The 25,745-nt window shown below is 47.1% G+C and carries 31 protein-coding genes, 2 tRNA genes and 3 pseudogenes (1 of these 36 only partly in view); 21 read left to right on the plus strand and 15 right to left on the minus strand.

The genetic code is table 11. From position 1 onward, the window contains the following. Positions 1-11: 11 nt before the first annotated feature. From FZP57_RS01180 to FZP57_RS01190, 3 genes are read right to left on the minus strand one after another with little or no spacing between them, the layout of a single operon-like run. Complete coding sequence (locus FZP57_RS01180; RefSeq protein ID WP_074358409.1) at positions 12-545, minus strand: glycosyltransferase family 39 protein; 534 nt, start codon at positions 543-545, stop codon at positions 12-14. A 40-nt stretch (positions 546-585) separates the two neighbouring features. Beyond that, complete coding sequence (locus tag FZP57_RS01185) at positions 586-1,746, minus strand: NAD(P)/FAD-dependent oxidoreductase (RefSeq protein WP_238337943.1); 1,161 nt, start codon at positions 1,744-1,746, stop codon at positions 586-588. Further along, positions 1,746-1,898, minus strand: coding sequence for a 4Fe-4S binding protein (locus tag FZP57_RS01190; protein WP_202879477.1), 153 nt, complete (start codon positions 1,896-1,898; stop codon positions 1,746-1,748). Before FZP57_RS01190 ends, FZP57_RS01185 begins: the two co-directional genes overlap by 1 nt. A gap of 101 nt (positions 1,899-1,999) precedes the next feature. On the opposite strand from FZP57_RS01190, the gene FZP57_RS01195 reads away from it, so the two are divergent. The 5 genes from FZP57_RS01195 (at position 2,000) to FZP57_RS01215 (ending at position 4,683) form a co-directional block, all read left to right on the plus strand. Beyond that, positions 2,000-2,082: transfer RNA gene (locus tag FZP57_RS01195), tRNA-Leu, on the plus strand. 35 nt (positions 2,083-2,117) lie between these two features. Next, positions 2,118-2,190 (plus strand) — tRNA-Thr (locus FZP57_RS01200). Positions 2,191-2,214: 24 nt separating this feature from the next. Then, positions 2,215-3,003 (plus strand): metallophosphoesterase, encoded by a 789-nt coding sequence (locus FZP57_RS01205; RefSeq protein WP_074358410.1) that lies wholly within the window; start codon positions 2,215-2,217, stop codon positions 3,001-3,003. 158 nt (positions 3,004-3,161) lie between these two features. Further along, positions 3,162-3,776 (plus strand): hypothetical protein, encoded by a 615-nt coding sequence (locus tag FZP57_RS01210; protein ID WP_340222511.1) that lies wholly within the window; start codon positions 3,162-3,164, stop codon positions 3,774-3,776. Beyond that, positions 3,766-4,683 carry a phosphate uptake regulator PhoU gene (locus FZP57_RS01215; protein ID WP_074358412.1) on the plus strand — a complete coding sequence of 306 codons (918 nt, stop codon included), beginning with the start codon at positions 3,766-3,768 and terminating at the stop codon, positions 4,681-4,683. The genes FZP57_RS01210 and FZP57_RS01215 overlap by 11 nt, the downstream gene beginning before the upstream one ends. A 31-nt stretch (positions 4,684-4,714) precedes the next feature. Here FZP57_RS01215 and FZP57_RS09270 read toward each other — a convergent pair. Beyond that, a pseudogene (locus FZP57_RS09270) lies at positions 4,715-4,984 on the minus strand (2TM domain-containing protein). Continuing rightward, positions 4,948-5,824 (minus strand): annotated as a pseudogene (locus FZP57_RS01225) (citryl-CoA lyase). The pseudogenes FZP57_RS09270 and FZP57_RS01225 overlap by 37 nt, the downstream one beginning before the upstream one ends. Before the next feature lie 177 nt (positions 5,825-6,001). Here FZP57_RS01225 and FZP57_RS01230 point away from each other — a divergent pair. The 8 genes from FZP57_RS01230 to phoU all read left to right on the plus strand — a co-directional run bounded on the left by FZP57_RS01230 (position 6,002) and on the right by phoU (position 12,084). Next, positions 6,002-6,817, plus strand: a complete 816-nt coding sequence (locus tag FZP57_RS01230) for a phosphate ABC transporter substrate-binding protein (protein WP_191216349.1) — start codon at positions 6,002-6,004, stop codon at positions 6,815-6,817. Between the two features lie 112 nt (positions 6,818-6,929). Continuing rightward, on the plus strand, positions 6,930-7,757 hold the full coding sequence (locus FZP57_RS01235; protein ID WP_074358415.1) for a phosphate ABC transporter substrate-binding protein: 828 nt from the start codon (positions 6,930-6,932) through the stop codon (positions 7,755-7,757). Between the two features lie 11 nt (positions 7,758-7,768). After that, positions 7,769-8,644, plus strand: coding sequence for a phosphate ABC transporter permease subunit PstC (gene pstC, locus FZP57_RS01240; RefSeq protein WP_074358416.1), 876 nt, complete (start codon positions 7,769-7,771; stop codon positions 8,642-8,644). A 10-nt stretch (positions 8,645-8,654) separates the two neighbouring features. Next, positions 8,655-9,506, plus strand: coding sequence for a phosphate ABC transporter permease PstA (pstA, locus tag FZP57_RS01245; RefSeq protein ID WP_191216350.1), 852 nt, complete (start codon positions 8,655-8,657; stop codon positions 9,504-9,506). Positions 9,507-9,516: 10 nt separating this feature from the next. After that, a complete protein-coding gene (gene pstB / locus FZP57_RS01250) occupies positions 9,517-10,269 on the plus strand; it encodes a phosphate ABC transporter ATP-binding protein PstB (protein ID WP_074358418.1) in 753 nt (250 codons plus the stop codon). Between the two features lie 23 nt (positions 10,270-10,292). After that, positions 10,293-10,940, plus strand: coding sequence for a phosphate uptake regulator PhoU (locus FZP57_RS01255; RefSeq protein ID WP_238338031.1), 648 nt, complete (start codon positions 10,293-10,295; stop codon positions 10,938-10,940). 38 nt (positions 10,941-10,978) lie between these two features. Further along, positions 10,979-11,413, plus strand: coding sequence for a DUF2226 domain-containing protein (locus FZP57_RS01260; RefSeq protein ID WP_074358420.1), 435 nt, complete (start codon positions 10,979-10,981; stop codon positions 11,411-11,413). An 11-nt stretch (positions 11,414-11,424) separates the two neighbouring features. Then, a complete protein-coding gene (phoU, locus tag FZP57_RS01265) occupies positions 11,425-12,084 on the plus strand; it encodes a phosphate signaling complex protein PhoU (RefSeq protein ID WP_074358421.1) in 660 nt (219 codons plus the stop codon). 250 nt (positions 12,085-12,334) lie between these two features. On the opposite strand, the pseudogene FZP57_RS01270 reads toward phoU, so the two are convergent. The 7 genes and pseudogenes from FZP57_RS01270 to porC all read right to left on the minus strand — a co-directional run bounded on the left by FZP57_RS01270 (position 12,335) and on the right by porC (position 16,961). Beyond that, positions 12,335-13,176: pseudogene (locus FZP57_RS01270) on the minus strand (fumarate hydratase). A 29-nt stretch (positions 13,177-13,205) separates the two neighbouring features. Then, entirely contained in the window at positions 13,206-13,637 is a 432-nt protein-coding gene (locus tag FZP57_RS01275; RefSeq protein WP_074358423.1) for a 4Fe-4S dicluster domain-containing protein, read from the minus strand. A gap of 11 nt (positions 13,638-13,648) precedes the next feature. Next, complete coding sequence (locus FZP57_RS01280; RefSeq protein ID WP_074358424.1) at positions 13,649-14,137, minus strand: 4Fe-4S dicluster domain-containing protein; 489 nt, start codon at positions 14,135-14,137, stop codon at positions 13,649-13,651. 12 nt (positions 14,138-14,149) lie between these two features. Further along, a complete protein-coding gene (gene porB, locus FZP57_RS01285) occupies positions 14,150-15,016 on the minus strand; it encodes a pyruvate synthase subunit PorB (RefSeq protein WP_074358425.1) in 867 nt (288 codons plus the stop codon). Next, entirely contained in the window at positions 15,013-16,164 is a 1,152-nt protein-coding gene (porA, locus tag FZP57_RS01290; protein ID WP_074358426.1) for a pyruvate synthase subunit PorA, read from the minus strand. The genes porB and porA overlap by 4 nt, the downstream gene beginning before the upstream one ends. A 12-nt stretch (positions 16,165-16,176) precedes the next feature. After that, positions 16,177-16,422 (minus strand): pyruvate synthase subunit PorD, encoded by a 246-nt coding sequence (gene porD, locus FZP57_RS01295; RefSeq protein WP_074359694.1) that lies wholly within the window; start codon positions 16,420-16,422, stop codon positions 16,177-16,179. 5 nt (positions 16,423-16,427) lie between these two features. Then, positions 16,428-16,961, minus strand: coding sequence for a pyruvate synthase subunit PorC (porC, locus tag FZP57_RS01300; protein WP_074358427.1), 534 nt, complete (start codon positions 16,959-16,961; stop codon positions 16,428-16,430). A gap of 86 nt (positions 16,962-17,047) precedes the next feature. On the opposite strand from porC, the gene FZP57_RS01305 reads away from it, so the two are divergent. The 8 genes from FZP57_RS01305 (at position 17,048) to FZP57_RS01340 (ending at position 23,035) form a co-directional block, all read left to right on the plus strand. Further along, complete coding sequence (locus tag FZP57_RS01305; protein ID WP_074358428.1) at positions 17,048-18,619, plus strand: dihydropteroate synthase-like protein; 1,572 nt, start codon at positions 17,048-17,050, stop codon at positions 18,617-18,619. Between the two features lie 138 nt (positions 18,620-18,757). Beyond that, positions 18,758-19,678 carry a TIGR00269 family protein gene (locus FZP57_RS01310; protein ID WP_074358429.1) on the plus strand — a complete coding sequence of 307 codons (921 nt, stop codon included), beginning with the start codon at positions 18,758-18,760 and terminating at the stop codon, positions 19,676-19,678. A gap of 35 nt (positions 19,679-19,713) precedes the next feature. After that, complete coding sequence (locus FZP57_RS01315; RefSeq protein WP_074358430.1) at positions 19,714-19,914, plus strand: MoaD/ThiS family protein; 201 nt, start codon at positions 19,714-19,716, stop codon at positions 19,912-19,914. Between the two features lie 16 nt (positions 19,915-19,930). After that, a complete protein-coding gene (locus FZP57_RS01320; RefSeq protein ID WP_074359695.1) occupies positions 19,931-20,791 on the plus strand; it encodes a DUF89 domain-containing protein in 861 nt (286 codons plus the stop codon). Between the two features lie 9 nt (positions 20,792-20,800). Further along, positions 20,801-21,235 carry a thioredoxin family protein gene (locus tag FZP57_RS01325; RefSeq protein ID WP_074358431.1) on the plus strand — a complete coding sequence of 145 codons (435 nt, stop codon included), beginning with the start codon at positions 20,801-20,803 and terminating at the stop codon, positions 21,233-21,235. A 9-nt stretch (positions 21,236-21,244) separates the two neighbouring features. Continuing rightward, positions 21,245-21,838 carry a cytochrome c biogenesis CcdA family protein gene (locus FZP57_RS01330; RefSeq protein WP_191216351.1) on the plus strand — a complete coding sequence of 198 codons (594 nt, stop codon included), beginning with the start codon at positions 21,245-21,247 and terminating at the stop codon, positions 21,836-21,838. A 50-nt stretch (positions 21,839-21,888) separates the two neighbouring features. Further along, entirely contained in the window at positions 21,889-22,698 is an 810-nt protein-coding gene (locus FZP57_RS01335) for an NAD(P)-dependent oxidoreductase (protein WP_074358433.1), read from the plus strand. A 145-nt stretch (positions 22,699-22,843) separates the two neighbouring features. Next, complete coding sequence (locus tag FZP57_RS01340; RefSeq protein WP_074358434.1) at positions 22,844-23,035, plus strand: hypothetical protein; 192 nt, start codon at positions 22,844-22,846, stop codon at positions 23,033-23,035. A gap of 52 nt (positions 23,036-23,087) precedes the next feature. Here the strand turns inward: FZP57_RS01340 and FZP57_RS01345 are convergent, their stop codons facing one another. From FZP57_RS01345 to mer, 3 genes are all read right to left on the minus strand, one after another. Next, positions 23,088-24,371 carry an adenylyltransferase/cytidyltransferase family protein gene (locus tag FZP57_RS01345; RefSeq protein WP_191216352.1) on the minus strand — a complete coding sequence of 428 codons (1,284 nt, stop codon included), beginning with the start codon at positions 24,369-24,371 and terminating at the stop codon, positions 23,088-23,090. Positions 24,372-24,398: 27 nt separating this feature from the next. After that, entirely contained in the window at positions 24,399-25,466 is a 1,068-nt protein-coding gene (locus FZP57_RS01350; protein ID WP_074358436.1) for an archaeosine biosynthesis radical SAM protein RaSEA, read from the minus strand. Positions 25,467-25,641: 175 nt separating this feature from the next. Continuing rightward, on the minus strand, positions 25,642-25,745 hold the end of the coding sequence (gene mer / locus FZP57_RS01355; protein ID WP_074358437.1) for a 5,10-methylenetetrahydromethanopterin reductase. It continues 862 nt past the right edge of the window; 104 of the gene's 966 nt are visible here — the last part of the coding sequence; its start codon lies beyond the right edge, outside the window; its stop codon occupies positions 25,642-25,644.

Genomic DNA, 25,745 nt, shown 5'->3' on the forward strand with positions numbered 1-25,745 from the left:
CTTGAAGAGGTTCAGAAACCCTCCAAGCTCAAAGTTATTGATATCCGGGTACCCGGCACGGTTTTAATGTATCTTACAATCATCCACAGGATCCCGGTGAATAGCAGAATACCGAGGGATTCAGGCATGAATGTGGAGGTCCTTGTAACAAAGGATGGGGTCATGGAGAAAAGAAGGGCTGATAGGAGTGATTGCTCATGGTTACCCGAGATCTCAAGGGAGATCATGTAGATTACAAGGACGGCTGCCGTTCCGAAAAATGCAGGAAGGAGAAAGAATACGGCGTCTGATCTTGATACCGTGTATAGTGCGGAGGCTATCAGATGGAATAATGGGGGGTATGCATATGCTTTGAGGCCCATAAGTGACGGGATGTCATGTGAAACTATTCCGGGACCCTCTGTAACGATTCTCATCACGATATCATGGTGTACATAGGCATCATTACCTGCAAATGAGAGGTTTCTGCTTGGTATAAGTCGCACTATGAATGAAGCTAACAGTATAATTGCAAGGTACAGCCTTTCCCTTCCAGCTTTGAACACAGAATCACCTGTAATGATATATGTTTTAGAATTATTAGTTTCAGAGCATCTCCTTCAGTATTTTAATTATTGAAGGATATTCCCTGAGGGCTTTCAGAAGAGATATCTTTGAGATTGAACTTAAGTCTTTTCCTTCTAAGGATCCTATGAGTTGATCAAGTTCATCGTCACCAAGATCATCAAGGACCCTCCTATATTTAAGTGATCTTTTAAGGTTGCGCCCGATTTTATCATACCATCTTCTCTGATACTCTGAAAGGAACTCGCTATCTGTCCTGTCACTTTCTATTGCATCTGCAGACACATCTGCCGCTATTTTTGCACATTCTGCTGCGATGTGTATGCCTCCACCTGTAAGGGGGTCTACCTGTCCTGCAGCATCACCCACAACAAGGATGCCATCTGTGTATGTTTTCTCCACAGGACCTCCAACAGGAACTGCACCAGCAACAAACTCTGTCCTCTGATATCCCATTCCTTCCGTGAATCTTTTCAGGTAATGGAGGGGCCCCCTTTCTGAGCAGCTCCTTCTCCGCATACCTAGTCCTATATTAGCCTTCCCATCGCCCCGGGGAAACACCCAGAGGTAACCTGAGGGCGCCACCTGGCTACCGAAGTAGAATTCCATCATATCATCCTCAACATCAACACCCACCATCTCGTACTGGGCACAGGAGCAGATGTCCTCTGGCCTGAATCGAGTGTCCAGTCCGGCCATCCTGGCAACCCTGGAGCTGATGCCATCCGCTGCAATGACCATCCTGCATCTCACATCCCTGCTGCCATCTGGCCCCCTGAGATTCACACCGGTGACGGAGCCTTCATCGAGGAGTAGGCCCTCCACCCTTGTATTTACGGTTATGTCGGCCCCAGCTTCAGCAGCCCTCAATGCAAGGTACCTGTCGAAGACCTTCCTTTCAATTGTATATCCCCTTATGATGGGGTTTTCTGTTATTATCCTTGCACCGGATGGGGAGTTGATGGCCGCGGCCCTTATCCTTGTGTAGGTGAATTCAGGGAGGGGTTTGATGTCCATGGACCTGAAGAAACTGTCGCTGACTCCTCCTGCACACTGGACAGGGACTCCTATTTCAGGGTTCTTTTCAGCCACAATCACCCTCAGCCCTTTCTTTGCAGCATGATATGCGAATATGGATCCAGCCACCCGTCCACCGGCAACAACCACATCGTAGTTCATCATCAACACCCAATAGCATCCACGGGACAGACTGCTGCGCAGCGTCCGCAGCCTCTGCATTCATCTTTAGGCTTCGCTCCGGCTTCGATTATGTCATATGGACAGACGTTTTCGCACGCACCGCAGAGCATACACCTTGACCTTTCATGCTTCAAGGAGATCACCATGAGTAGATATGATGATCATATTTATTATACGGTCAGTTTATTATGACCGTTAAATTAATATATCACTTTTTACTACTATCAATTACTATGCAGGGGTGCCCGAGCGGCCAAAGGGGGAGGACTTAAGATCCTCTGGCGCAGGCCTTCGAGGGTTCGAATCCCTTCCCCTGCACTATGAATTTCAACCCTTATTATTTAAAATACAGTGCCTTAGTGGCTCAGGTGGTAGAGCGATGCCTTGGTAAGGCATAGGTCGCGGGTTCGAATCCCGCCTAAGGCTTTTCATTGATTTTAAGGTGTTTTAATGGATAAAAAGATTTCACAGATTTCTGATATACACTTCGGTGAAAAGAATTTCTCAGACACCCTCAAGGATAACCTTATCAGGCAGCTTGAGGATGAAAACCCGGACCTCATAGTTGTTTCAGGTGACCTGACAACAGAGGGCTATGCCCATGAATATGAACTTGCAGCTGCCTTTGCAGATGCGCTGAGGGAGATAACATCAACCTACATAATCCCGGGCAACCATGATGCTAGGAATGTTGGACTTGTACACTTCGAGAAGCTCATAGGCAACAGGAAGTTTGTCCACCATGACTCAGACTTTGCAGTTATAGGCCTGGATTCATCGGAACCCGATATAAATGATGGCCAGATAGGTATGGATCAGCTCGAGTGGCTTCGAAGGGAGCTGGATAGAGTCCCTGATCATCTCTGTAAGATAGTCACCTTCCACCACCACCTCCTTCCCATACCCAACACCGGTCGTGAAAGGAACATACTCCTTGATTCAGGGGATCTTCTAAGGCTTCTTAATGAATACGGCGTTGACTTTGTCCTTAACGGCCACAAACATGTCCCAAATGTCTGGATGATTGAGGGTATGGTGACACTCAACTCGGGAACAGCGACAACAAGGAAACTGAGGGGTGAAACATTCCCATCCCATAACCAGCTCAGAATAAACGATGAAATGATTGCAGTGGACCTTATAAATACTGAGAATGGTTCAAAGAGGGAGATCGCAAATTATTCTGTCAGTGTGGAGAATGATGAGTACCGGATATGCTCCTACAGACATTCAGTATGATGATGTTCTCCTAGATGTGTTCAGCATGCACATGCAGCTGAAGAAATTGGCTCATGTTTTTTCATCACCAATATCTGGGCATATCATGGCAAAGGATTAATATAACCATGACCTAATGTTCTCTAATAGAGAAACTAAATACTCAAAATATGAAGAGGGTGGTTGCATTGACCAGGGCCTTTGACATAATCATGGCGGGGATCATATCAGGAATAGTCGCATTCACAACCTCAAAGATAGGAGTCGGAGGAACAGTTATAGGTGCCGTTATAGGGTCAATGCTATATCAGCTCCTTTCATACTACTTCAGGGAGCCCCTCAAGAATGTTAAAACTGAAAGGGTTGAGAGCAGAGTTGTATTTGCAATTCCCCTCATGATAATAGTAGTAATTGAAGCCATATACCTCCTCGGCAATTTCTACTGGAAGCCCCAGCAGATATTCTACCTGCTTGAGGAGGCAACAGCATGGAACCTCTTCAGGTCGGTGGGGGTCGGGCTTATGGTGATGGGGATATATCCGCTTCTGCAGCCTGAGACCATAAAGAAGTCCTATGGACACATCCTCATCATCATGGGATTTATCATTCTCCTGAGGGGCCTTGTGGATGTGCAGTCACCCATTGTGACAATTTACAGGACGGTTTTCTATGAATTTGATATCCTGATTGCTTTAGCAGTGATCCTGGTCCTGAGTTACATGGTCATATCAATACTGAAGGATTCAGTTGTTATCGTAAGGGAAGAAGAGGTGTCTGAAGAGAATGAAAAATAAGACAAAGAATGCAACACTCAAATCCATAATAGATGTTATACTCTATGAGAGTCCATCAACCCAGGATGAAATCGCGGAACGCCTTGGGATAACAAGAAGGTACGTTACCAAGCTCCTCCAGCCACTCATAAAGGAGGGCCTGGTGAGAAGGGCGTATATAGTGGACATCAAGAGATTAGAGGAGTTCCCTAATCTTTTTGATGAGGAGATAACCTCAAGGGAATATGCTGGAAGCTTCTTCATAAAGGAGATGCTGAGGGACATGGCCAGTCATGTCTGCAAACAGCTCAGGGCTTCCTTTAAATCCCTTGAGGAATACGATGAGGAACTTGCAAATGATGCCCTTAAGATGGATTACATAACAAACACGATGCATGAGAAGGTCAGGGCGTCTGTTGATACCGCCATATCAATGAACCCATACTCAGAGTTCAGCAAGACCATGAACTTCACCGAGATAGCCTATGACCTTGAAAGGATAGGTGACCACTCTGCAATAATGCCGAACTTTGTTATAAAGGAGGCCTATGAGGTTGACCCTGCAATGATGGATTACCTCAGGAAAATGTTTTCCATCGCCATTGAAATGCTGGAAACCGCAATGGAAGCATTTCTGAATGAGAAGCTTGAACTCAAGGGCCGCCTCATGTCCCTTGAAGATGAGATACACAGGGTCCAGAAGAGCGCCCTTAACTGTGTGGCGACTCAGATGGCGGAGACACCCTTTGAGGATAAGGAGCGTTCAACCTATTATATTTCCCTTTCAAGGATCGTTAAAACCCTTGAGAGGATTGCGGATATATCCATAGAGATATTTGACACGGCAGGCGAGTACTACAGAAACATTCCAAGGACCACAACACCTGAACGCTTCAGAAGACGGGAGAAAGAGTTTGATTTTGAATAAGCCTTTAGAAATCTGGGGGTTTAGAAAAAAATTATTTTTTGTTCTTCTCCATGTACTCCCTTATCTTTTTCTCCTCCCATTCCTTCCCGAATAATCTATCCTCTATGAATACGCCGAAGGCGTGCTATATCAGTCCTATACCCCAGAATACCGTCACCCAGTAGAACCACCAGCGTCCGGGGGTTGAAACAAGATTTATGAGGAAAAGGGTGAGGTTGACGGCTGCAAAAACAGATAGGTGCATGTAGAATTCCTTAAGTTCCTTCACTCTTTTCCGGGCTTTCTCGTATGGGTCCTGCATTTTTCAACACCATAAAGTGTTTTCTCTGAACTTCCTATTATTCTTTCTTCTTCTCCGTCGTAGTGTATTTCTTCGATGTCGAAGAATTTCCTGAAGGCGGGTTCCCTGACCTTCTCCTCGTATACGTGGGATATGAGTCCTGGCAGGCGTCCTATCATGAATAATCCTGCTCCTGTCCTCCAGTCGAATCCCATGTCCGAGAGTATTCCTGCGTTGGCGCCGTCAACGTTCATCCGGACGCCCTTCTCCTCAACAAGTATCTCCTGGACCTCCATAGCCAGGCGGGTGTGGGGTCCTATGCAGCTGTACTCCTCGGCCAGGTCAAGGAGCCTGATGGCGCGGGGATCGGCGTTATGGTACCTGTGACCGAAACCAGGAATCCTCCGGTTCCTCCTGAGGTGGTCGTCAACCAGTTCCCTGGCAGCAGAGGGTATATCATCCTCACAGCTGCATTTTGAGATGGTGTCCTGGAAGAGCTTCATGGAACGCTCAATGGCCCCTGCATGGTTCTTACCAAAGGCCAGGAGCCCCCCCGGCGATACAGGCATGCACCGGAGAACCGGCAGAAGCAATCATACGCGCAGCCTGAGTACTGGGAGGAGTAACACCATGATCACAGAAGGAAACCAGAACAGCCTCCAGCATCCTGGCCACATTCTCAGAGGGAAGCTCACCCCTGATCAGAAGATACACCATCTCAGAAAAAGAAACACCACCAATAAGCTCCTCCTGAGAATAACCCCTGGTAACAATACGATTAGGCTCAACACGAGTAATAGAAGTCCTCCACTTTGGGTTTCGGGTTCTCAGTATATCGTTTATCATTCCTTCAGTTATCATGGATCTCCTATAATATCTACCCGTATTTATATTTTGGTACATTTGGTGTATCAGTTTTCACTTATTGTGAACCAAATTATCCCTGTCAGAAATTTAGTTCACAAAATAGGTAATCAAGTACACTAAAATAGTAAATTTTAAATAGGGTCGTGACAAGGTAAAGTGTGAGGTGATAAAATGGACACCAGATTGATCATAGGAGTAGTCGTTGCAATTGTAATAATTGCAGGAGCTGTACTGGCACTTGGAGGTGGCGGACAGCAGGAAAAGATAGATATCGTTGGTTCAACTTCTGTTCAGCCGGTGGCAGAGAAACTTGCCGCTGAATACATGAAGAAACACCCGAACGTTAAAATAAACGTTCAGGGTGGGGGTTCCAGTGTAGGTATAAAGAGTGCCCAGGATGGCACAGCAGACATTGGAACAAGTTCAAAGGAACTCAAGGATGATGAGAAAAAGGGTCTTACAGAGTACCTCATAGGAAAGGACGGAATAGCAATCATCGTAAACAGCAAGAACAGCGTGGAAGACCTTACAGCCGACCAGGTGAAGGACATATTCAGTGGTAAGATAACCAACTGGAAAGAAGTCGGCGGAGCAGATGCAAAGATAACAGTTGTCACCCGTGAGGATGGTTCAGGAACCAGGAAGGCCTTTGAAGAAATAGTCATGGGCAAGGAAACCAAGATCAAGAAGGACGCAATCGTCGAAAGCTCAACAGAGGCTGTTAAACAGGCAGTGAAACAGGACCCTAATGCCATAGGCTTCATATCCCTTGCAAACCTCGATGAAACAGTAAAGGCCCTGAAGATTGGTGGAGTAGCACCATCTGAGCAGACAGTGGCAGATGGATCCTACAAGATACAGAGGCCATTCCTCTTCCTGGTTAAGGGAAGTGCCCAGGGAGCAGTCAAGGACTTCATTGACTGGGTACTCAGCCCCGAAGGTCAGGAAATAGTCAAATCAGAAAAGGTTGTACCTGCAAAGGCATGATCTTAAAGCGGCCCTCAGGGGCCCGGTACATTATTTATTTTTCATCCCGTCACCTCCACTCCGGTGAACTTTATTAGGCAATAGGTGAAATCATAAAGTGAAGGTGATGGAGATGGATGTAAAGATCAGGAACCTTATCATAATCATCATTATCATAGCCCTTGCTTACTTCATGATAAAGCCAGGAGCCAACTATGAGAGAATCAAAATTGCAGGCTCAACCTCTGTTCAGCCGGTGGCAGAGAAACTTGCCGCTGAATACATGAAGAAACACCCAAACGTAAGGATAAATGTTCAGGGTGGCGGTTCAGGTATGGGTATAAGGACGGCTCAGCAGGGAGTGGTTGATATAGGAACAAGTTCAAAGGCCCTTAAACCTGAAGAAAAGGATGATCTCAGGGAGTACGTAATAGGAAAGGATGGCATAATAATAGCGGTAAACCACAGAAACCCCGTTGATGATCTTACAGATGAACAGCTCAGGGACATATTCAGCGGCAAGATCAGGAACTGGAAGGAAGTTGGCGGTCCTGATGCCGAGATACATGTCATAGTCCGTGAGGAAGGATCAGGAACACGGAGTTCATTCGTGAGTCTTGTGATGAAGAATACGAAGATAAGATCCGATGCAATCGTACAGGGATCCACCGAGTCTGTAAAGCAGACAGTAAAGAGTGATCCGTATGCCATAGGATTTGTTTCAATGGCCCACATGAGCCCTGATGTAAAGGCCCTTGAGGTGAATGGTGTCACACCCTCAGAGACCACGGTGGCAGATGGTTCTTACCCCCTTGTTGTACCCTTCGAGTTCCTTACAAAGGGAGAACCGGAAGGTGCTGTTAAGGACTTCATAGACTGGGTATTTTCACCTGAGGGTCAGGCAATCGTCAGGAGCCAGAAGGTTGTTCCTGCAATAGCAAATGTTTCAGATGACACATAGGAGGTATAGGAATGATTAGCAGAACAAGGGAAATGTTGATTGAGAGGGGTCTTTTTATAGCCGCAATCTTTTCCATCATCACGATCCTTCTCATCATAATCTTCATCTTCAGGGAAGGATTCCCGGTATTGCAGGAATATGGGGTCCTTCAGTTCATATTTGGACTGGACTGGGCGCCATCTGATGGTAAATATGGTGTTTTCACCATGATTGTAGGATCCCTCTGCATCACCCTCCTCTCCCTTGCAATAGCAGTTCCATTATCAATTCTATGCGCAATATTCATGGCTGAGGTGGCGCCTCAACTGATGCGCAAAATCCTGAAACCTGTTATAGAGACCCTTGCCGCAATACCCTCAGTTGTCTACGGCTTCTTTGGCCTGATAATACTGGTCCCCTTTGTGAGGGAAAACATTGGCGGCACAGGCTTCGGGATGCTCACAGCATCACTGATACTCACAGTCATGATAATGCCAACGATAATAAGCGTATCCGAGGACGCCATAAGATCGGTGCCCCTTGAATACAAGGAGGCATCCCTAGCCCTGGGAGCAACCCAGTGGCAGACCATAAGGCGAGTCATATTCCCGGCAGCCATACCAGGCATAATCACATCCATAATCCTCGGGATGGGCCGGGCAATCGGGGAGACCCTCGCCGTTATAATGGTCGCAGGAAACGTTACCCAGATCCCATCATCCATATTAGACCCTGTAAGGGCCCTGACATCAAACATAGCCCTTGAAATGGGATACGCAACAGGACTGCACTACAGCGCCCTCTTCGGGACAGCCATAATCCTCTTTGTGATGATAATGGTCCTTCTTGTCATTGCAAACTACTTCCACTACAAGAAGAAGATAGTGGTGGGTGGAGGATACCTCTAGGAGGATAACCATGTCATTCAAGATAATATCACCAAAGACGAGCCAGAAAATCATGAACGCAGTATTCTGGGCTTCAGGGCTTGTAACGGTACTCATACTCCTCGTTATAATCGGTTACATAATTTTAAAGGGGTTCCCGGCACTGACCCCAGAGTTCATCCTATCAGAACCGGTTGACTCTGGAAGGGCCGGCGGAATCGCCCCCATGATAGTATCGAGCATCTACGTAACCCTCATTGCAGGTATAATCGCAACACCAATGGGAGTGGGTGCGGCAATATACATGACAGAATACGCCACAGAAGAACGGATAGTGAAACTCATAAAGTTCGGCGCGGAGACACTGGCATCCATCCCATCCATAGTCTTCGGGCTCTTCGGCCTATCATTCTTCGTGGTTTTCCTGGGTCTTGGATGGACCATCCTCTCAGGGGGCCTTGTACTGGCCCTCATGGCCCTCCCCACAATATTCCAGGTTGCACAGGTATCGGTTGAGACAGTTCCCCAGTCATACAGGGAGGGGAGCCTTGCACTGGGGGCAACAAAATGGGAGACAATTTACCGTGTCGTTGTACCGGCAGCCCTGCCAGGTATAACAACGGGTGTCATCCTGGGGATGGCGAGGGCAATATCAGAGGCAGCGGCGGTGATGTTCGTTGTGGGATCAGCCCTTGCAATGCCTGTCTCGATATTCGACCCTGGAAGGCCCCTGCCGCTTCACCTGTACATCCTTGCCACGGAGGGACTTTCACTTCAGAATGCCTATGGAACCGCGGCGGTCCTGGTGATAATCGTCCTTGCAATCACGGTCCTGACCAATACCCTCGTTGACAGGTACAGGCAGAAGATGATGGGAAGATAGAGGTGATAAAATGTACAGAATCGAAGTTGAAGACCTCAATGTTTACTTTGACGAGGCCCATATACTGAAGGACATAAATCTGAAGATTCCAACTAACACGGTCACAGCCCTTATAGGACCATCAGGGTGCGGCAAATCCACCTTCGTAAGGACCCTTAACAGGATGAATGATGTAATCCCCGGTTTCAGACATGAGGGAAAGGTTTACCTTGATGGAAAGGACATCTACGACCCTGACATGGACGTTGTTGAGCTACGTAAGAAGGTGGGGATGGTATTCCAGAAACCCAACCCCTTCCCCAAGTCCATATTTGAGAACGTTGCATACGGTCTCAGGGTCCACGGTTACACCGACCGGGACTTCATAGAGGAAAGGGTGGAGGAGAGCCTCAGGGCAGCCGCCCTCTGGGATGAGGTCAAGGACAAACTTGATAAATCAGCCCTCGGACTCTCAGGGGGTCAGCAGCAGAGGCTCTGCATTGCAAGGACCATAGCCATTGAACCTGAGGTTATACTGATGGACGAACCATGCTCAGCCCTTGATCCGATATCAACCACCAAGATAGAGGACCTTATACATAAACTGAAAAGGGACTACACCATAATCATCGTAACCCACAACATGCAGCAGGCAACGAGGGTTTCAAAGTACACGGCCTTCTTCCTGCACGGTGAAATCGTTGAAAGCGGCCTTACAGAGAAGATATTCATAGAGCCCAAGGATAAAAGGACTGAGGATTATATAACCGGCAGATTCGGCTAAAAATTTTAATGGTGAACTAATTGATGGGTGTTATCCTTGAGAACAAGCTTTTAAAGGTGGCTAATGAGGCTGTGGTGTATGGTGCGGAAACCTCAGACAGGGTGGGGAGATCCGTATCAGTTTATATTAAAAAGGATGTGAAGGCTGCAAGGAAACTAATAGAGACAACATCCGGTGTTAATGAGAGGAGCTACAGGATAGAGGATGAATGCCTTAAAATACTCGGACTGCACCAGCCGGTTGCAAAGGACTTCAGGTTGGCGTCAAGCATACTTAGAACAGCCATAGAACTTGAAAGGATAAACATACTGTCAGCGTATATTGCAAGGTATGCCATTGACAGCCAGGATTCTGTAATACCCCCCCACATCGAGTTCATGTCCCAGACGGTACAGGAGATGATAAAGGATGGTCTGGGTGCCCTTATGAACAGGGACATCCAGCTCCTTAAACGTTCCACAAAGAATTACCTTCAGCTTCAGGAGTTCTATAATCAGCTCTATGAATCCCAGAAGGATTTCATCGAATCATCAGGCAACCTCCTTCTTGTTGCAAGGAACCTTCTCAGTATGGGCCACCATGTACTGGGTATGGATGACAGGATAGCATACATGATAGTGGGTAAACGGGTGATACATCATAAGGTCTTCTACAGTGTGCTCATGAAGTAGGTCTAATGGTGTTCTACTGCAAGTATTGGGAGGATTAAATGTGGTTACCCTTTGACAACCCAAAGAAGATGGATTACAGCGTCCTTAAAAGGTCATCACTCCCTGAATTTGCATATATAAGGGTACTTAACGGTGACACCGAGTCCATAGTATTCCTTGAGAATGAAAGGATAGTGTGGGCATGGCACCTTGACCTCAACACCCTTGAGGAGAACAATGGCCATACTGCCATGGAAAAAATTGAAATAAACCAGGATTCACTCATTGAGGTGTATGAAGCCGATGAGGATCTTTTCAGGACACTCATTGAACTGAACGATGAATCAAAACTTTCAATACCCATTGAGGCAGAAATTATACTCAATGAGATGTTTCCTGATGTATCCTCCAGGGAGGAACTCCTTAAAAAGTACAGGATACAGGTCCCAGGTGACGAGGCCATTGAAAGACTTATCAACGATTATAAATCATAGGAGGGTTTTTAATGGAAAAGAAATACCCGCGGATATTGTTCCGCAAAAGACTTAAGGATCTCAGAAAGGACATGGAGGAGGTTTCACAGAAAACTCTGAAGACTCATAAACTCGCTGTTGACCTCCTCATGGAGTATGATGATGAAAAGAAGGAAAAGGTCATCAGAAACAGCAAGCTCATCGATGAAATGGTATTCGACCTTGAAAGAAAATCAATAAGCCTTATTGCAGCTGAACAGCCAGTTGCAGGTGACCTGAGATTCATAGAGGCATGTATCAAGGTTGGAAGCCATCTTAAAAGGATAGGTTATCTGGCAGCCAACATAGCAGAGGCCGCTGAGAAGCTGAAGGATGAGGAGATACCGAAAAAACCCCTTGAGGACCTGAAGCACATGTCTGACTTTGTCCAGATGATGCTCTCAAAGGGTATCTACGCCTTCCTTGACCAGAACATGGACATGGCAAGGGAACTCAGACACGACGATGACAAGGTTGATGATCTCTTCGACCAGACCCTTGAACATGTAACAGCAAGCATGTTCAGGGATAAGGAGGCAATATCCTACCTGGTTAACCTCCTATTCATAGCAAGATTCCTTGAGAGGGTCGGGGACAGGGCAGTCAGCATAGCCAACAGGACAATCTTCATGATAACCTGTGAAAAACCATAAACCTGACACTCACACCTTTTATTTTTCCTCATATGTTTTTTATTCAGTTAAGGTGCTTTCTGCTCTTCACTGATGGCTTTTTTTCAGTACCAGATAATGATTTAGCCTTCTAAATCAGATAAATCCTGTTATTCACTTAAAATAATATATTTCTAAACCCACACATCAGATTCTGTTATTCACTTAAAAAATAATGATTTAACTTGGTGGATTGGAAAAATTAAGAACTGAATCAGCACTCGCATACTGATTATTCATCCTTGAGGATTGTGGTTGACCTTCTTGCCGCCCAGCACTGTATGCAGACACCCACAGGGAGACCCGCAGTGTGCGTATGGGCTGTTTTTATTTTAACATCCAGGGCGGTTGTCCTCCCACCCATACCCATGGGTCCTATCCCTGAGTCATTTATTGATCTCAGTATATCCTCTTCAAGGGCTGCGAGGGTTTCATCAGGGTTTCTTTCACCCACGCGTCCAAGAAGGGCCTTCTTGGCGAGTTTCATTGCAAGGTCTGATGATCCCCCGATACCAACGCCAACAATCACGGGGGGCAGGGCTTTCCACCGGCAGCAAGCACGGTCCTGACCACAAAGTCCTTAACACCATCAATTCCATCTCCAGGAAGACCCATCATGAGGGCGTTGTTGTTTTCAGAACCAAAGCCCTTGGGCAGCACCGTTATCTCGAGGCTGTCGGTGTCAGCGAGTTCCACATCAATCTGGGGTATGAGGTGGCCGGTGTTTGTCCCTGTATTCTCCCTGCTAAGGGGATCCACAACGTTCGGTCGGAGGGGCACCTCCATGGTGGCCATTCTAACACCCTCAGCCACGGCTTCATAGAGGTTTTCAACCTTCACGTCACCGAGCCTTACAAATACTATGGGGAGTCCCGTGTCCTGACACACAGGAACCTCCTCCTTTCGGGCCATTTCGATGTTATCAAGGATTGCCTTCAGGTTAAGGAGGGCCAGCTCATCTTCCTCCCTGAGATAGGCCTTTTTAAGTGCAAGGGTAACGTCTTCTGGTATACTGGTAACGGCCTCCTTAAATAAACGGCACACTGTCTCCTGGATTCTTTCCTGACCTATCATGGAATCACCATATAAATCTAAAAAAAAGTTTAGTATTTCATTATCTTTTTGAGGCGGCTGAGCTCCTCCGCTATCTTCTCCCTCTTCGCTGCCATCATGTCCTCCGAACTTTCACTGAGGGCGTTCTTCGGGCATACAGCAACGCAGAGGGGTTTCTCCCTGTCCACGCAGAGGTCGCATTTCACTGCACAGCCCCTCTCGTTGATGGTTATTGCGCCTATGGGGCATGCGTCCCGGCAGAGTCCGCAACCAATACACTTCTCCTGGAGGATGACTATGGCCCCATCGATTTCAGTTATGGCATCCTCAGGGCATATGTTAAGGCAGGGGGCTCTCTCAGGGGCACAGTGCATGCAGAAAACAGGAACACCATCTATGACCCTTATGGCGTTTCTGGGGCAGATCCTTTCACAGCGCATGCACTCGTCACAGAGTTCCGGGCTTGAAACCAGTTCTTTCATTGTTTATCCTCCTATTCAAGTTTCTGCCGGGCCTTCCTCTTGGCTGTGAGGATGTCCAGGACGTCGGATCTCCTCTGACCCTTACTTACACCTGACATTTTTGATATGAACCTGTTCTGTTTTTCAAGTTTGAGTTTCTCAGTGTCTATCTTGCTGAGGGCCCTCTTTGAACATGCCTTTACACATGCAGGTGTATCAAGGTCAGGGCACTGGTTGCATTTCTGGGCCTTGCGGCCCTCCATAACCACGGCACCGAAGGGGCATACCAGCATGCAGAGCCCGCATCCGATGCACCTTTCAGGGTTAACGTCATCATCAATGGCCTCGGTGGGACATATTGTTCTGCAGGGGGCGTCTTCGCACTGCTGGCATATTATTGGATAGTATACTCCTTCAACCTCCCGGATCATTATCCTTGAGGCGCCATAAAGTTTTTCACAGGCCTCCTCACAGTCCCTGCAGCCATCACAGAGTTCTGGCTGAATAACGATTTTCTGCAAACCACATCCCCCTCATATCCTGAGATCCGCACAGACCCTGTCAACATACTCCTGGATCTTCGCCTTCTCTTCCTCTGTAAGGTGCCTGAACCTCTTCTGGGCGTCCAGGTATTCCTCAACTGGTTTTCTCTGGACGGGCCTGTAGGTGACCCTGAACTCCCCATCATCTATCTCATACAGTATCCAGGATCCTGTCTCAACTGCAAGCCTTCCAAGCTCGATGGTCTTTGACGGATCAAAGCCCCACCCTGTTGTGCATGGCTGATGGAGGTGTATGTATGCGGGACCATCTGTTTCAGCTGCCTTTTTAACCTTCTCCATGAAGTCCTCAGGGTAGGATATGGATGCTGTTGCAACGTAGGGCACCCCGTGGGCCGCCATTATAAGGGGCATGTTTTTCTTTGGCTTGTCCTCACCGAAGCTTTCCTTTCCATGGGGTGATGTTGTTGTTGAGGCACCGTAGGGTGTTGAACCGCTCCTCTGTATACCCGTGTTCATATAGGCCTCGTTATCATAGCAGATGTAGATTATGTTATGGCCCCTCTCCATTGCACCTGAGAGTGCCTGCAGTCCGATGTCTGCTGTTCCACCATCACCTGCAAAGGCCACAACATTAACATCGTCCTTTCCCTTTGCCCTTAGGGCTCTCTCAACCCCTGATGCCACCGCAGCAGCGTTTTCAAATGCCACATGTATCCAGGGTATTTCCCATGCAGTTTCAGGATAGGGGGTTGTTATAACCTCCAGGCATCCTGTGGCTGAAACCGCGACCGTGTTCTTACCCAGAACCTTTAGCGCAAGTCTGACTCCAACTGTTGCACCGCAACCAGCGCATCCGCGGTGTCCGGGGGCCAGAAATTCTTCTTCAGGTATTTTCATCGTGATTCCTCCTTGAGGCCAATCCATGTAACATTCCTTTCAGGATTCTCTGTTTTTTCAACAATCTCCTCAATATGTGCCGGTGTGATGTCCCGTCCACCGAGACCCACTATGAAGCCATAAACTTCTTTATCAGGAAGGGCTGCCCTGATCTCTGTGTAGAGGGCTCCTCCAACACTGAAGGTTATGTTTTTATCAAGCACCGCGATTTTATCAGCATTCCTAACAGCCTTCTCAATCTCCTTGACAGGGAATGGTCTATGTATCCTCACCTTGAGGAGTCCGGCATTAACTCCCCTGTCCCTGAGGTCATCAACAACCTCCCTTATGGTGCTGCAGACTGATCCCATAGCCACAAGCACTATGCTTGCATCTTCACACCTGTATTCCTCAACAAAACCGTATTCCCTGCCAAATATTTCCATGAACTCCCTGTTAGCCCTTTCAATGACCTTTCTGGAATTCTCCATGGCCATTTCAATCTCGTATCGTGCCTCCATGTAATATTCAGGGTCCGTGAAGGTCCCCAGTGACATGGGTGTTTCAGGGTCAAGGACAGCCTGTGGCTGGAATTCGGGCAGGAATGACGCGACATCATCCTCGGAGGGTATATCTACGGGTTCAACTGTATGGGTCAGTATGAATCCATCCAAGCAGACCATGCTTGGCAGGAGCACGTCGCTGTCCTCCGAGACCCTGTAGGATAGGAGTACTGAGTCAAGGGCTTCCTGCCCGTTCTCCACGTATATCTGCATCCATCCAGAGTCCCTTTCAGCTATTGAGTCCTGCTGGTCGTTCCATATGCTAAGCGGGGCTGAGAGGGCACGGTTTGCATTTGCCATTACAATAGGGTTCCTGAGCCCTGCTGCCGCATAGATTATCTCATGCATGAGTGCCAGCCCCTGGGATGATGTGGCTGTAAATACACGGGCACCGGCGCCTGAAGCACCCACACATGCGCTCATGGCGCTGTGCTCTGATTCAACCCTTATGTATTCTGCTCTGAGTTCGCCGTCGGCTACAAACTTTGCAAGGTACTCTGATATGGATGTCTGGGGGGTTATGGGGTAGACCGGGATGACTTCTGGCTTTGCAAGTTTAACAGCCTCTGCAACGGCCTGATTTGCGGATATAACTTTAAGAACCATTTAAAGTCTCTCCTACTTTTCTCTCTCCATTTTGATTGCTTTAACGGGGCATTCCTCTGCACATATCCCGCAGCCCTTACAGTAATCATAGTCAATGTCATGTTCCTTATTTATGCAGCCTTCGGGGCAGAAAAGGATGCAGTTATCACAGTCTATACATTTATCCTTATCGAGAACAGGTTTAAATGTCCTCCAGCTGCCCGTCTTATTTTTACGTGTGCTTCCTGGTTCCCTGACAGTTGCTCCAAGTGATTCCATCATCTTCACCTTGAACCCTTCATTTTTTCATAGGCGACCTCAGCAGCCTCTGAGTTCTTTTCCCCTATGGCGCCGGGGAAGGTTTCCTTTATGATCTTTATAAGGGAGTCAATACCAACGATACCTGTTGCCCCTGCAAAGGCACCAAGCATCACCGTGTTTACGATGGGTCTTCCAAGTTTCTCAAGGGCTATTCCTGTGGCATCGATTGTGTACACCTCGGCCTTCTCTGAACTGAAAGTCCCTGCGGTGTTCAGTAAGACCACACCCCCATCCTTTATACCTGAGAATACATCAACAACATTAAGAAGTCCTTCGTCAAGTACAAGTACATAATCAGGATTATAAACTTGATAACGCCTTCTTATTGGCTTATCATCAATTCTTGTGAATGCCATAACGGGAGCGCCTCTACGTTCAACACCGAAGAAGGGGAATGCCTGTGAATATTTACCATCTTCGAAGGCAGCTTTGGCTAGAATCTCTGCCGCTGTAACAGCGCCCTGCCCACCGCGTCCATGAAAGCGAATTTCGATCATAGTTTACCTCCATTTCTCATTGTTAATCATTATAAATTTTTAATATATATACATGTTGGTCCATTAAAATTAATAGGGGTAATGAAATGAAGGTCCTTATAATCACAGGAAAACTCGCAGAAAGCACCGTGAGGCAGGCATCATCTGTTTCAGACCATGAGGTTCATGTTCACGTCGTTGAAATCCCGATCGCGGCCTTTTTAACACCACGAAGGATAATATCTGAGATCAGTAAGATGAACTTTTCGGCATCAGATGAACCAGACATCATAATCATACCAGGACTCATACCGAAGGATGCCGGAATAATAAAGGACGAAACAGGGATACCTGCCTATAAGGGCCCTACAGATGCAGCTGACCTCCCCATAGTCCTGGACCTCCTTGAAAAACTTAAACTATCAACAAAGAAACCTGCAGATAAATTAATAGAGGAGGAGCAGAGAAAAAGAGCCCTGAAGTTCATAGAAGACTTTGAAAAGGATGTTGAAAGGAGGAAGAGGCTCCTTGAAAGGGATGAAAACATACTTGTCGGCGGACTGCCTGTTGGAAGGGACTTTCCAATGAGGGTCCTTGCAGAGGTTGCAAACGCACCCTTCCTGTCTGAGGAAAAACTGAAGGCAAGGATAGAGTATTTCATAAGAAGCGGCGCAGACATGATCGACCTTGGAATGATAGCAGGAGAGGACAATTCAGACATGATCCCGGAGATAATTGAAACTGCACGTTCGGCTGCAGGCAACACACCGGTCAGCATTGACAGCCTCAACCCCTCTGAAATTGAAGTCGCGGCAGAATGCGGTGCTGACATGATCCTCAGCCTTGACCATGGAAACTACAGGGAGGTCATGGGTGTCCTTAAAAAGAACAGTGTGCCGGCGGTGATCCTCCCAACAGATTACAGTGAGGGGTGGGTCCCTGAGACACCTGAGGAGAGGGTTGGATCCCTTGAGGAGCTCCGGAGAAAATGCCATGGACTGGATGTTATTGCAGACCCTGTCCTTGACCCGGTTAACAGCAGAAGCATAGTGGAATCCATCATCGCCTGCAGGAATTATGCTGAAAGAAACCCTGAACCTGTATTCTTTGGAATCGGGAACGTCACAGAACTCCTTGATACAGACTCAACAGGTGTCAACGCACTCCTTGCAAGTATTGGAATGGAACTTGGTGTCAGCGTACTTTTCACACCCGAAGAGAGCGGCAAGACAAGGGGAAGCGTCTATGAACTCTCTGTGGCATCCAAGATGATGTTCCTTGCAGAGAACAGGGGATCCGTGCCCAAGGACCTTGGAATAAACCTTGTACTCTTCAAGGACAAAAGACCGGTTCGGGGGATAAAGGAGGACATCAATGTACCTGTAATCATGGCCGAGGGGGGTATGAAATTCGTAAGGGACAGGAAGGGCAGCTTCAAGATTACGGTGGAGGATGGGATGATAAGGGCGGTTCTATACGATAAAATGGAGCCTGTGGTGACCATCACATCAGACAGTGCTAAAAAAATATATGAGGAAATCATCAATAGAAATCTTGTAAGCAGAATGGAACATGCAGCATACCTTGGGGCAGAACTACAGAAGGCTGAAATCGCCCTGAAGACAGGTAAAGGTTACGTACAGGACTTTGAACTCTTCAGAAAACTCTTTCCCATGTAAATGCACTCATTTTCACAGGGAGAGTTCACTGATGTATTGTACGGGATGTGGTTTGGATAAGGCTTTCACAGGGAGAGTTCAACCGTTGCATTTACGGGATGTGGTTTGGATAAAGGTTTTACAGGGAGAGTTTAACTGATGCAGTGCACGAGATGTGGCTCTGAAAAGGTTATAATAAATAGGAAATATTCAGGACAGGTACTCTGCAGCCAGTGCTTCATAGAGACCACCAGAAAGAAGGTTATGAGGGATATAAGGAGACAGGGACTCATAGAACGCGGTGACAGGGTACTTGTGGGATTGTCCGGAGGAAAAGACAGTATCATGGTCACGGATATACTTGACGAGCTCCGGCAGAGAAACATGATAGAACTGGAAGCGGTAACCATAGACGAGGGCATAGGAGGCTACCGTGAGGACGGTGTGAGGATAGCTGAAAGGTTCTGCACTGAGAGGGAGATACCCCACAGGACTGTGAGCTTCAGGGAATACCTCGGCATAACCCTTGATGAGATCATGCAGAACCCCTCAAGGGGGGCCTGCACCTACTGCGGTGTCTTCAGGAGGTGGATACTCAACAGGGAGGCTAAAAAGATAGGGGCAACAAAGATAGCCACAGGCCATAACCTGGACGATGAAACCCAGGCCATAGTCATGAACTACCTTGAAGGAAACATCGAGAACCTCACAAGGATAGGTCCCATAACGTCATCCGCCGGCGGAAAATTTATACCGAAGATAAAACCCCTCAGGGAGATCCCGGAAAGGGAGGTGGGCCTCTATGTCCTTGCCAGGGGACTTGAAGCTCACCTGGCAGGATGTCCCTATGCATCAGGATCCTTCAGAAGGGAGATTGGGGACTTCCTGAAACAGATATCCGTCAAGAGACCAACAATAATGTACTCCACCCTCAGGGGATTTGATAGGATAAGGGACGTCATCAGGGCAGAGTTCTCATCCACACAGAAATCAGGGACCTGTATGGAATGCGGTGAACCCTCAGCAGGAGACCTGTGCAAGGCATGCACTTTCCTCTCAGAACTGAAGGGTGAGGACTGAAGGCACCCTGATATGAGCAAAAAGGTGGTGTAAGCATGAAATTCACGGTCATAATCGATGATGAAAAGAGGATAATGGAATCAGAAGAGAACAAAACAGTTAAGGATGTTCTGGATGAACTTGAAATTCCCATCGAAACTGTTGTTATCAGGAAGAACGGTGAACTGATAATCGAGGAAGATGAAATCAGTGATGGAGACATCATTGAGGTTATAAGGGTAATATACGGTGGATGAACCGGGGGTTATCAGGATGAAGGTCTACTATGAATGCGCACCATGCTTCATGAGGCAGGCAAGGGAGGCCCTGGACCTTGCAACCGATGATGAAGAACTCAAACTCAGGGTCATGGAGAAGATCCTTGAACTCTTAAATGAAAGGTTCACTGATGGGATGGTCTCAAATGAAATTGGAACCGCAGTCCACAGATTAATAAAGGAAATGACGGGTATAAAGGATCCTTACCTCCCCCTCAAGAGGAGATCCACTGATATTGCAGGGAAATTCATTCCCGTGGCAGAGAAGTACCTCAGGAAACACCGGGACCTTGAAAGCCACGTCAGGGTTGCTATAACAGGAAACATAATAGACTTCGGAGCCCTCGGCATGGACTTCGACCACCATACAGGTATAGAGGAATCCTTCAGATCACCCCTCAGGATAAACCATGTCCCCCTCCTTGAGGAGATGCTGGATGATGCCGGTGAGGTCCTCTACCTGGTGGACAATACCGGTGAGATACTCTTTGACAGGGTTCTCATCGAAAAACTACTCGACTATGATGTCAGCGTGAAGGTTGCTGTTAAGGGCAGACCCATACTCAATGATGCATGCATGGAGGATGCCCTTGAGGCGGGTATAGATGAGTTGGCTGACATCATTACAACAGGCACGGACTCGGTCGGTGTTGTCTACAGTGAAATCTCAGATGAATTCAGGAAAACCCTTGAGGAAGCAGAACTTGTAATTGCAAAGGGCATGGGCAACTACGAGGGCCTCACTGAGATGCCTGAGGTCTCAAGGAAAACATTCTGCCTCCTCAATGCCAAGTGCCATGCAATTGCAAGGGACATGGGAGTTGAAAGGGGAGATAATGTCGCAGTAAAAATTTAGGAGTCATTTATGGATGAGTTAAAAAAATGGGTCATGGCAGGTCTTCTGATGGGAGTCCTTGCTGTGCTTATAATTTACTTTTCACAGCCCCACAGCAGCCCTGACCCTGCAGTGAAGGAAGATGGATTTGAATGGCACACAAGCCTTGATAAGGCCCTTGAGAAGGCATCAGTGACCGGTAAGGATGTTCTGGTTATATTCTCCGCTTCGTGGTGTCCTGCGTGCCGGCAGATGGAGGAGGACACCCTTCAGAATGATGAGGTAATGAAAAGGATTTCAGAGAACTATATCGGTGTCAGAATCGATGTAGACTCAAACCCTGAATTATCATCAGAGTACAGGATATACGGTGTTCCAACCATAATAATACTCGACTCATCTGGAAACCAGATAAGGAGATCTGAGGGCTATATGAGCCCCCAGGAGCTCATGTCCTTCCTCTGAGGAGTCCAAATGCAGACATACATCCTTTCATTCATGGCAGGCGTCCTTTCGGTCCTGTCACCATGCATAATACCCCTCGTACCGGTCCTTATTTCAGAGGCGGTAAGGGGCGGGGGGAAGGACACGATAATCTTCTTCGCTGGTTTCATGACCATATTTATCTTCATAATCACACTCACAGCCATATTCACAGCAGCAGTCACCCACTATCTCCTCTATGCAAGGATTGTAAGCTCCTCTCTTCTGATTCTGATGGGTTACTTACTTTTAACTGAATGGACTCCAGGAGTGTCCTTCAGAGTCCCTTTAACAGAAAATCCATTCCTGAAGGGACTGTTAACTTCCCTTGCATGGACGCCATGTTACAGTCCCTACCTCCTTGGTCTCATGGCATACTCTGCTGCAGGAGAAGCTGTAATCTTCAGCGCAGTTAACATGGGCCTTTACACAGCAGGATTCTGGTCAGCCCTATTCATGGTCTACCTGGCAGCAGATATCACCATAAGAAGGGTCATGGCAGGGACTGAATACATCAGGAAGTTCTCAGGTGCCCTGATAATAACTGCAGGGGTCTACATGCTCTACCAGCTCATCATCCGGTGATGTATTTAATTAATGATGATTCAATAGGATCATAGGAAGAGGTGATATCTTTGAGGGTTGGATTCATAGGCTTCGGTGAGGTCGCCCACACACTGGCTGCTCGTCTGATCCAGGAGGGGGCCGAGGTATTCACATCCCTGGAGGGCAGAAGCCCGGGGACCATGAGGAGAGCACGGGAACTTGGTGTAACTGACTCAGAACCAGAGGAGGTCTATTCTGCAGATATAATAATATCCGCTGTAACACCGGCCTCTGCAGTTGATGCTGCAAGGATGGCAGGAGCCCATGTGAGGGGAACATATGTTGATGTAAATAATATCGCACCCCTGACAGTTAAAAGGGCCCTTTCATACATAGAAAATGGGAGGGTTGTGGATGCAGCCATAATGGGCAGTGTAAGGAGAAAAGGGGCGGATGTGAGGATAATAGCCTCCGGTGAACATGCAGGGGATTTCATGGCACTCAACGACTACGGCCTCAATATTGAGTTGAGGGGTTCCAGGGTGGGGGATGCATCGGCCCTTAAAATGCTCCGTAGCAGCTACACCAAGGGTGTTTCAGCACTCCTATGGGAGACACTCCTTGCAGCATACCGGATGGGTCTGGAAGAGGACGTTCTGGAGGTCCTTGAATATACTGAAGGGGATGATTTCAGGAAATCATCCATTTCAAGGATTAAGAGTTCAGCAGGACACGCAGAAAGACGTTACGAGGAAATTCATGAAATTGAAAAAATGCTATCAACCGTGATGGACCCTGTCATGACCGGCTGTATCATGAAGGTCTTTAAGAGAATCTCAAGTATGGAATTACCCCATGAAAGTGAAGATTACAGGGACATACTTGAAGCAGTAAGGTGATTAGGAATCTAATGGCATCTGCTGAGATGAAGGAGTAGGCGGGTGATTATCCATTTATCAGTTCCTTGGGGGCCGCCATGGGCTGGTCATGTAATTATAGACACTGATATAAATAAGGAGACACATATAACCCTATGGTGACTAGATGACATCCAGCTTTGAGAGGGAATGTGCTGAAAATCTTATGGAGCTCGTTGGCAGAAAGGTGGTTGATGTCAGGTTTAAGGTGTATGACGATGAGTGCTGGCGGATTTATATCATCACAGATTCCGGTAAGATGGTTATGACTTTCTGCAGGGACTGGAAATGTCCTGTTGTTGAAAAAAGGAATAAATGATGATAATTGACAAATCAGGCCGGGAGCTGCTGAAAAAAGGGAATACTTGAGTTTAACCGATATCTATAAGAATCCTGAAACCTTCCTTCTTCCTTAAAACCTTCCCATGGAATGGTATTATATGTGAGTCGATTATGAATCTCAGGTAGGTTGCAAGCTGAGCCCTGAGGTGAAGGGGGCTCCTTATCTTAACACCATCCCTTATCTGACATGATAGAACACCCTGCCGGTCCACGTAGATCCCCGCATCCATACCATCCCTCAGGACTTTAACCTCATGTTTTCTGAGATTTAAGCCAGCCTCAAAGGACCTGATGGGGGTAACATCAGGGCGCTTCTCCATAAATATCCTGTTGGCTTCACGGGAATCCATACCTTCCCTTACCTTCTCTGAAACAAACCATGCCCTTTTCATCACACTTTCAGTGCTCTGCTCGGGAGGGATCCACCCCTTTACTGTATAATGGTCAATGAGGTCCTTCACCTCAGACCTTTCAACGTTCATCTCAAGGGAACTCATGGCAAGTCTGGTCAGGACCGGACCGTAACCTGCCCTCCTGAAGGCAGCCCATATCTGATTCTCCCGGTAGTATCTCCTGTTTTTTATGATGGAGTTAACGGCATCAGCATTCAGGTAGGCGATTTTCATGAGATCCGCCTGGGAGAGGTTGTTCATCCTGCCGGTTATGGCTTCAAGGTCCCTCCTGCCTGGTACGGTTCCCCTATCTATTTCCCTTTCAAGGATCTTCACCGTGGTCTCTGGTAGGAGTTTCTGCACATCTTCAGGTATTTCCATATCATTTTCAATTATGCGCTGCCTTATCTCTCTCCCTGAAATCTTTGAACCATTAACCGTGAGCTCGGGGATTATATGGAATCTCATCTTTCTGCCGTATTTACCGTAAAGGAATTCATTAACCGCAAACCATCTTATAACGTTCCTGTTTGGCAGTTCACGGGGTATGCCGCTGAATATGCCCCTTGATGCGAAATCCCTGGCCTTCCGGATTATCAGGTCAGGGGATACGTTGGCAGCATCAACATAGTCAACCACTCCATCCTCTATCATCATGGCTATCCGTATGGGGACGGTGTAGGCCAGTGTGAGCCTGTAATGAAGGCCTTCTATGGGCACAACCCTGTCAGCGCCTGCAGCAAGGGCCATTTCCTTACGGGCATGGTAGGGGACAAAGAATGGGGCGTGGTTTGCACTGAAATCCTTGTTAAGGTATATAACCACTTCGTCTCCTGTTTCATCAGCTATTTCCCGTCCCTTCTCTATCAGCCGGACATGTCCAAGATGGACCGGGTCAAAATCAGCACTTATACCTATCATATGAATCCTCGAATGATCTATAGGGTTTCAGGTGTCTTCACTGTACCTTATTTCAACTGAACCCGTGAGCTCTGAAAATTCCCTTTCAGCACTCCACCTGGCCCTGCATTCACATTCATATTCAGGAACAGGGACCTGTTCAAGGTTGGACCGTATTATAAGCTTTTTAAGGTCTCTGTTACATTTTTTACAGTTGAAAGGCCCCCTTGAAGTTCCAAAACCCGATGTATCCATTATTGATGGTATTGAAACTGATTCACGTGTCCTGTTTATTATTTCAACAAGGCTCCATATCCATGGCGGTCTGTAGGCACCCCTCCGCCAGAGATCCTCAAGCAAAGTTCCCCGGTGTATGGTCACAGGACAGAATGAAACCCTGTCAACACCAATCTTTTCAGCGTAGACTGCCGTATCAACGGCCTCTTTTATAGCATTCTTCTCTGAGGTGAGTATGGGTTTTACAAGGATGTAAACCTTTGATTTTACCATGAATCCATCCTTTAATCTGTTTATAATCTTAACAGCATCTTCAAAGTCCCTGTTACTGAAGCCCTTGTTTATCTTAATGAGTCTTGTCCGCTCATCCAGTGTTTCAAGACCCATACTGACCTCAAGGATTTTATCAGGGGCCCTGGCACAGCATTCCCTGAGTATCTCTTCTTTAACATACTCTGGCCTTGATTCGAATATTATCTCCTCAACACCATCAACTGTGTTAAGGTGGTCCAGTATGTGGTTTCTTGCATCTTCAGGGAATTCGGCGGGGTTCAGGAAGCTTCCTGATGTGAATATCTTCACAGCGGTCTTTTCCTGTATATCGTACCTTGAGATGAGTTTCTCGAAGATTTCAATGATTTTATCTGATCCTACAGGTTCAAGGTGTGAATCTGATATGTAACTGCACATTGTGCAGCCGCCACTCTCGGAGAGGGCCCATGAGCACCCGATGGTTGGGAGTATCATGAATATTGCCTTTCCAGGCCCAGAATAGAGCAGGTCATTCTGCATCCAGGCTGTTGCCAGTTCTTCAGGGCTCCTCTTCTTCATCCTTTTAATGGCCCTTTTCCTGTTTCTGAATACGAGTTTACCCATCATTTTAATCTCTTGAAAATAGTTCTTATTGTTGATAGATCTGATTCTGATTTATATAAACTTTTAATACTGAAATTTATATGGATAAATAAGACGCGGGTCTTTGAGATTAGTATAAAAATCAGTTAGCAGGTTTATAAAGAAAGATTATAATTAAAAAAAGAAAAATTCAGGGAGTTTAGAAGCTTGCTATAACTTCTCCCAGGAGTTTTATTGATTTTTCTTTGTCCGGACCTATTGGTGAACCAGCAACATACTGGGTTACGCCCATTTCACCGAGAG

The sequence above is a fragment of the Methanothermobacter sp. THM-1 genome (genome assembly GCF_009914355.1).
Classification (GTDB): Archaea; Methanobacteriota; Methanobacteria; order Methanobacteriales; family Methanothermobacteraceae; genus Methanothermobacter; species Methanothermobacter wolfei.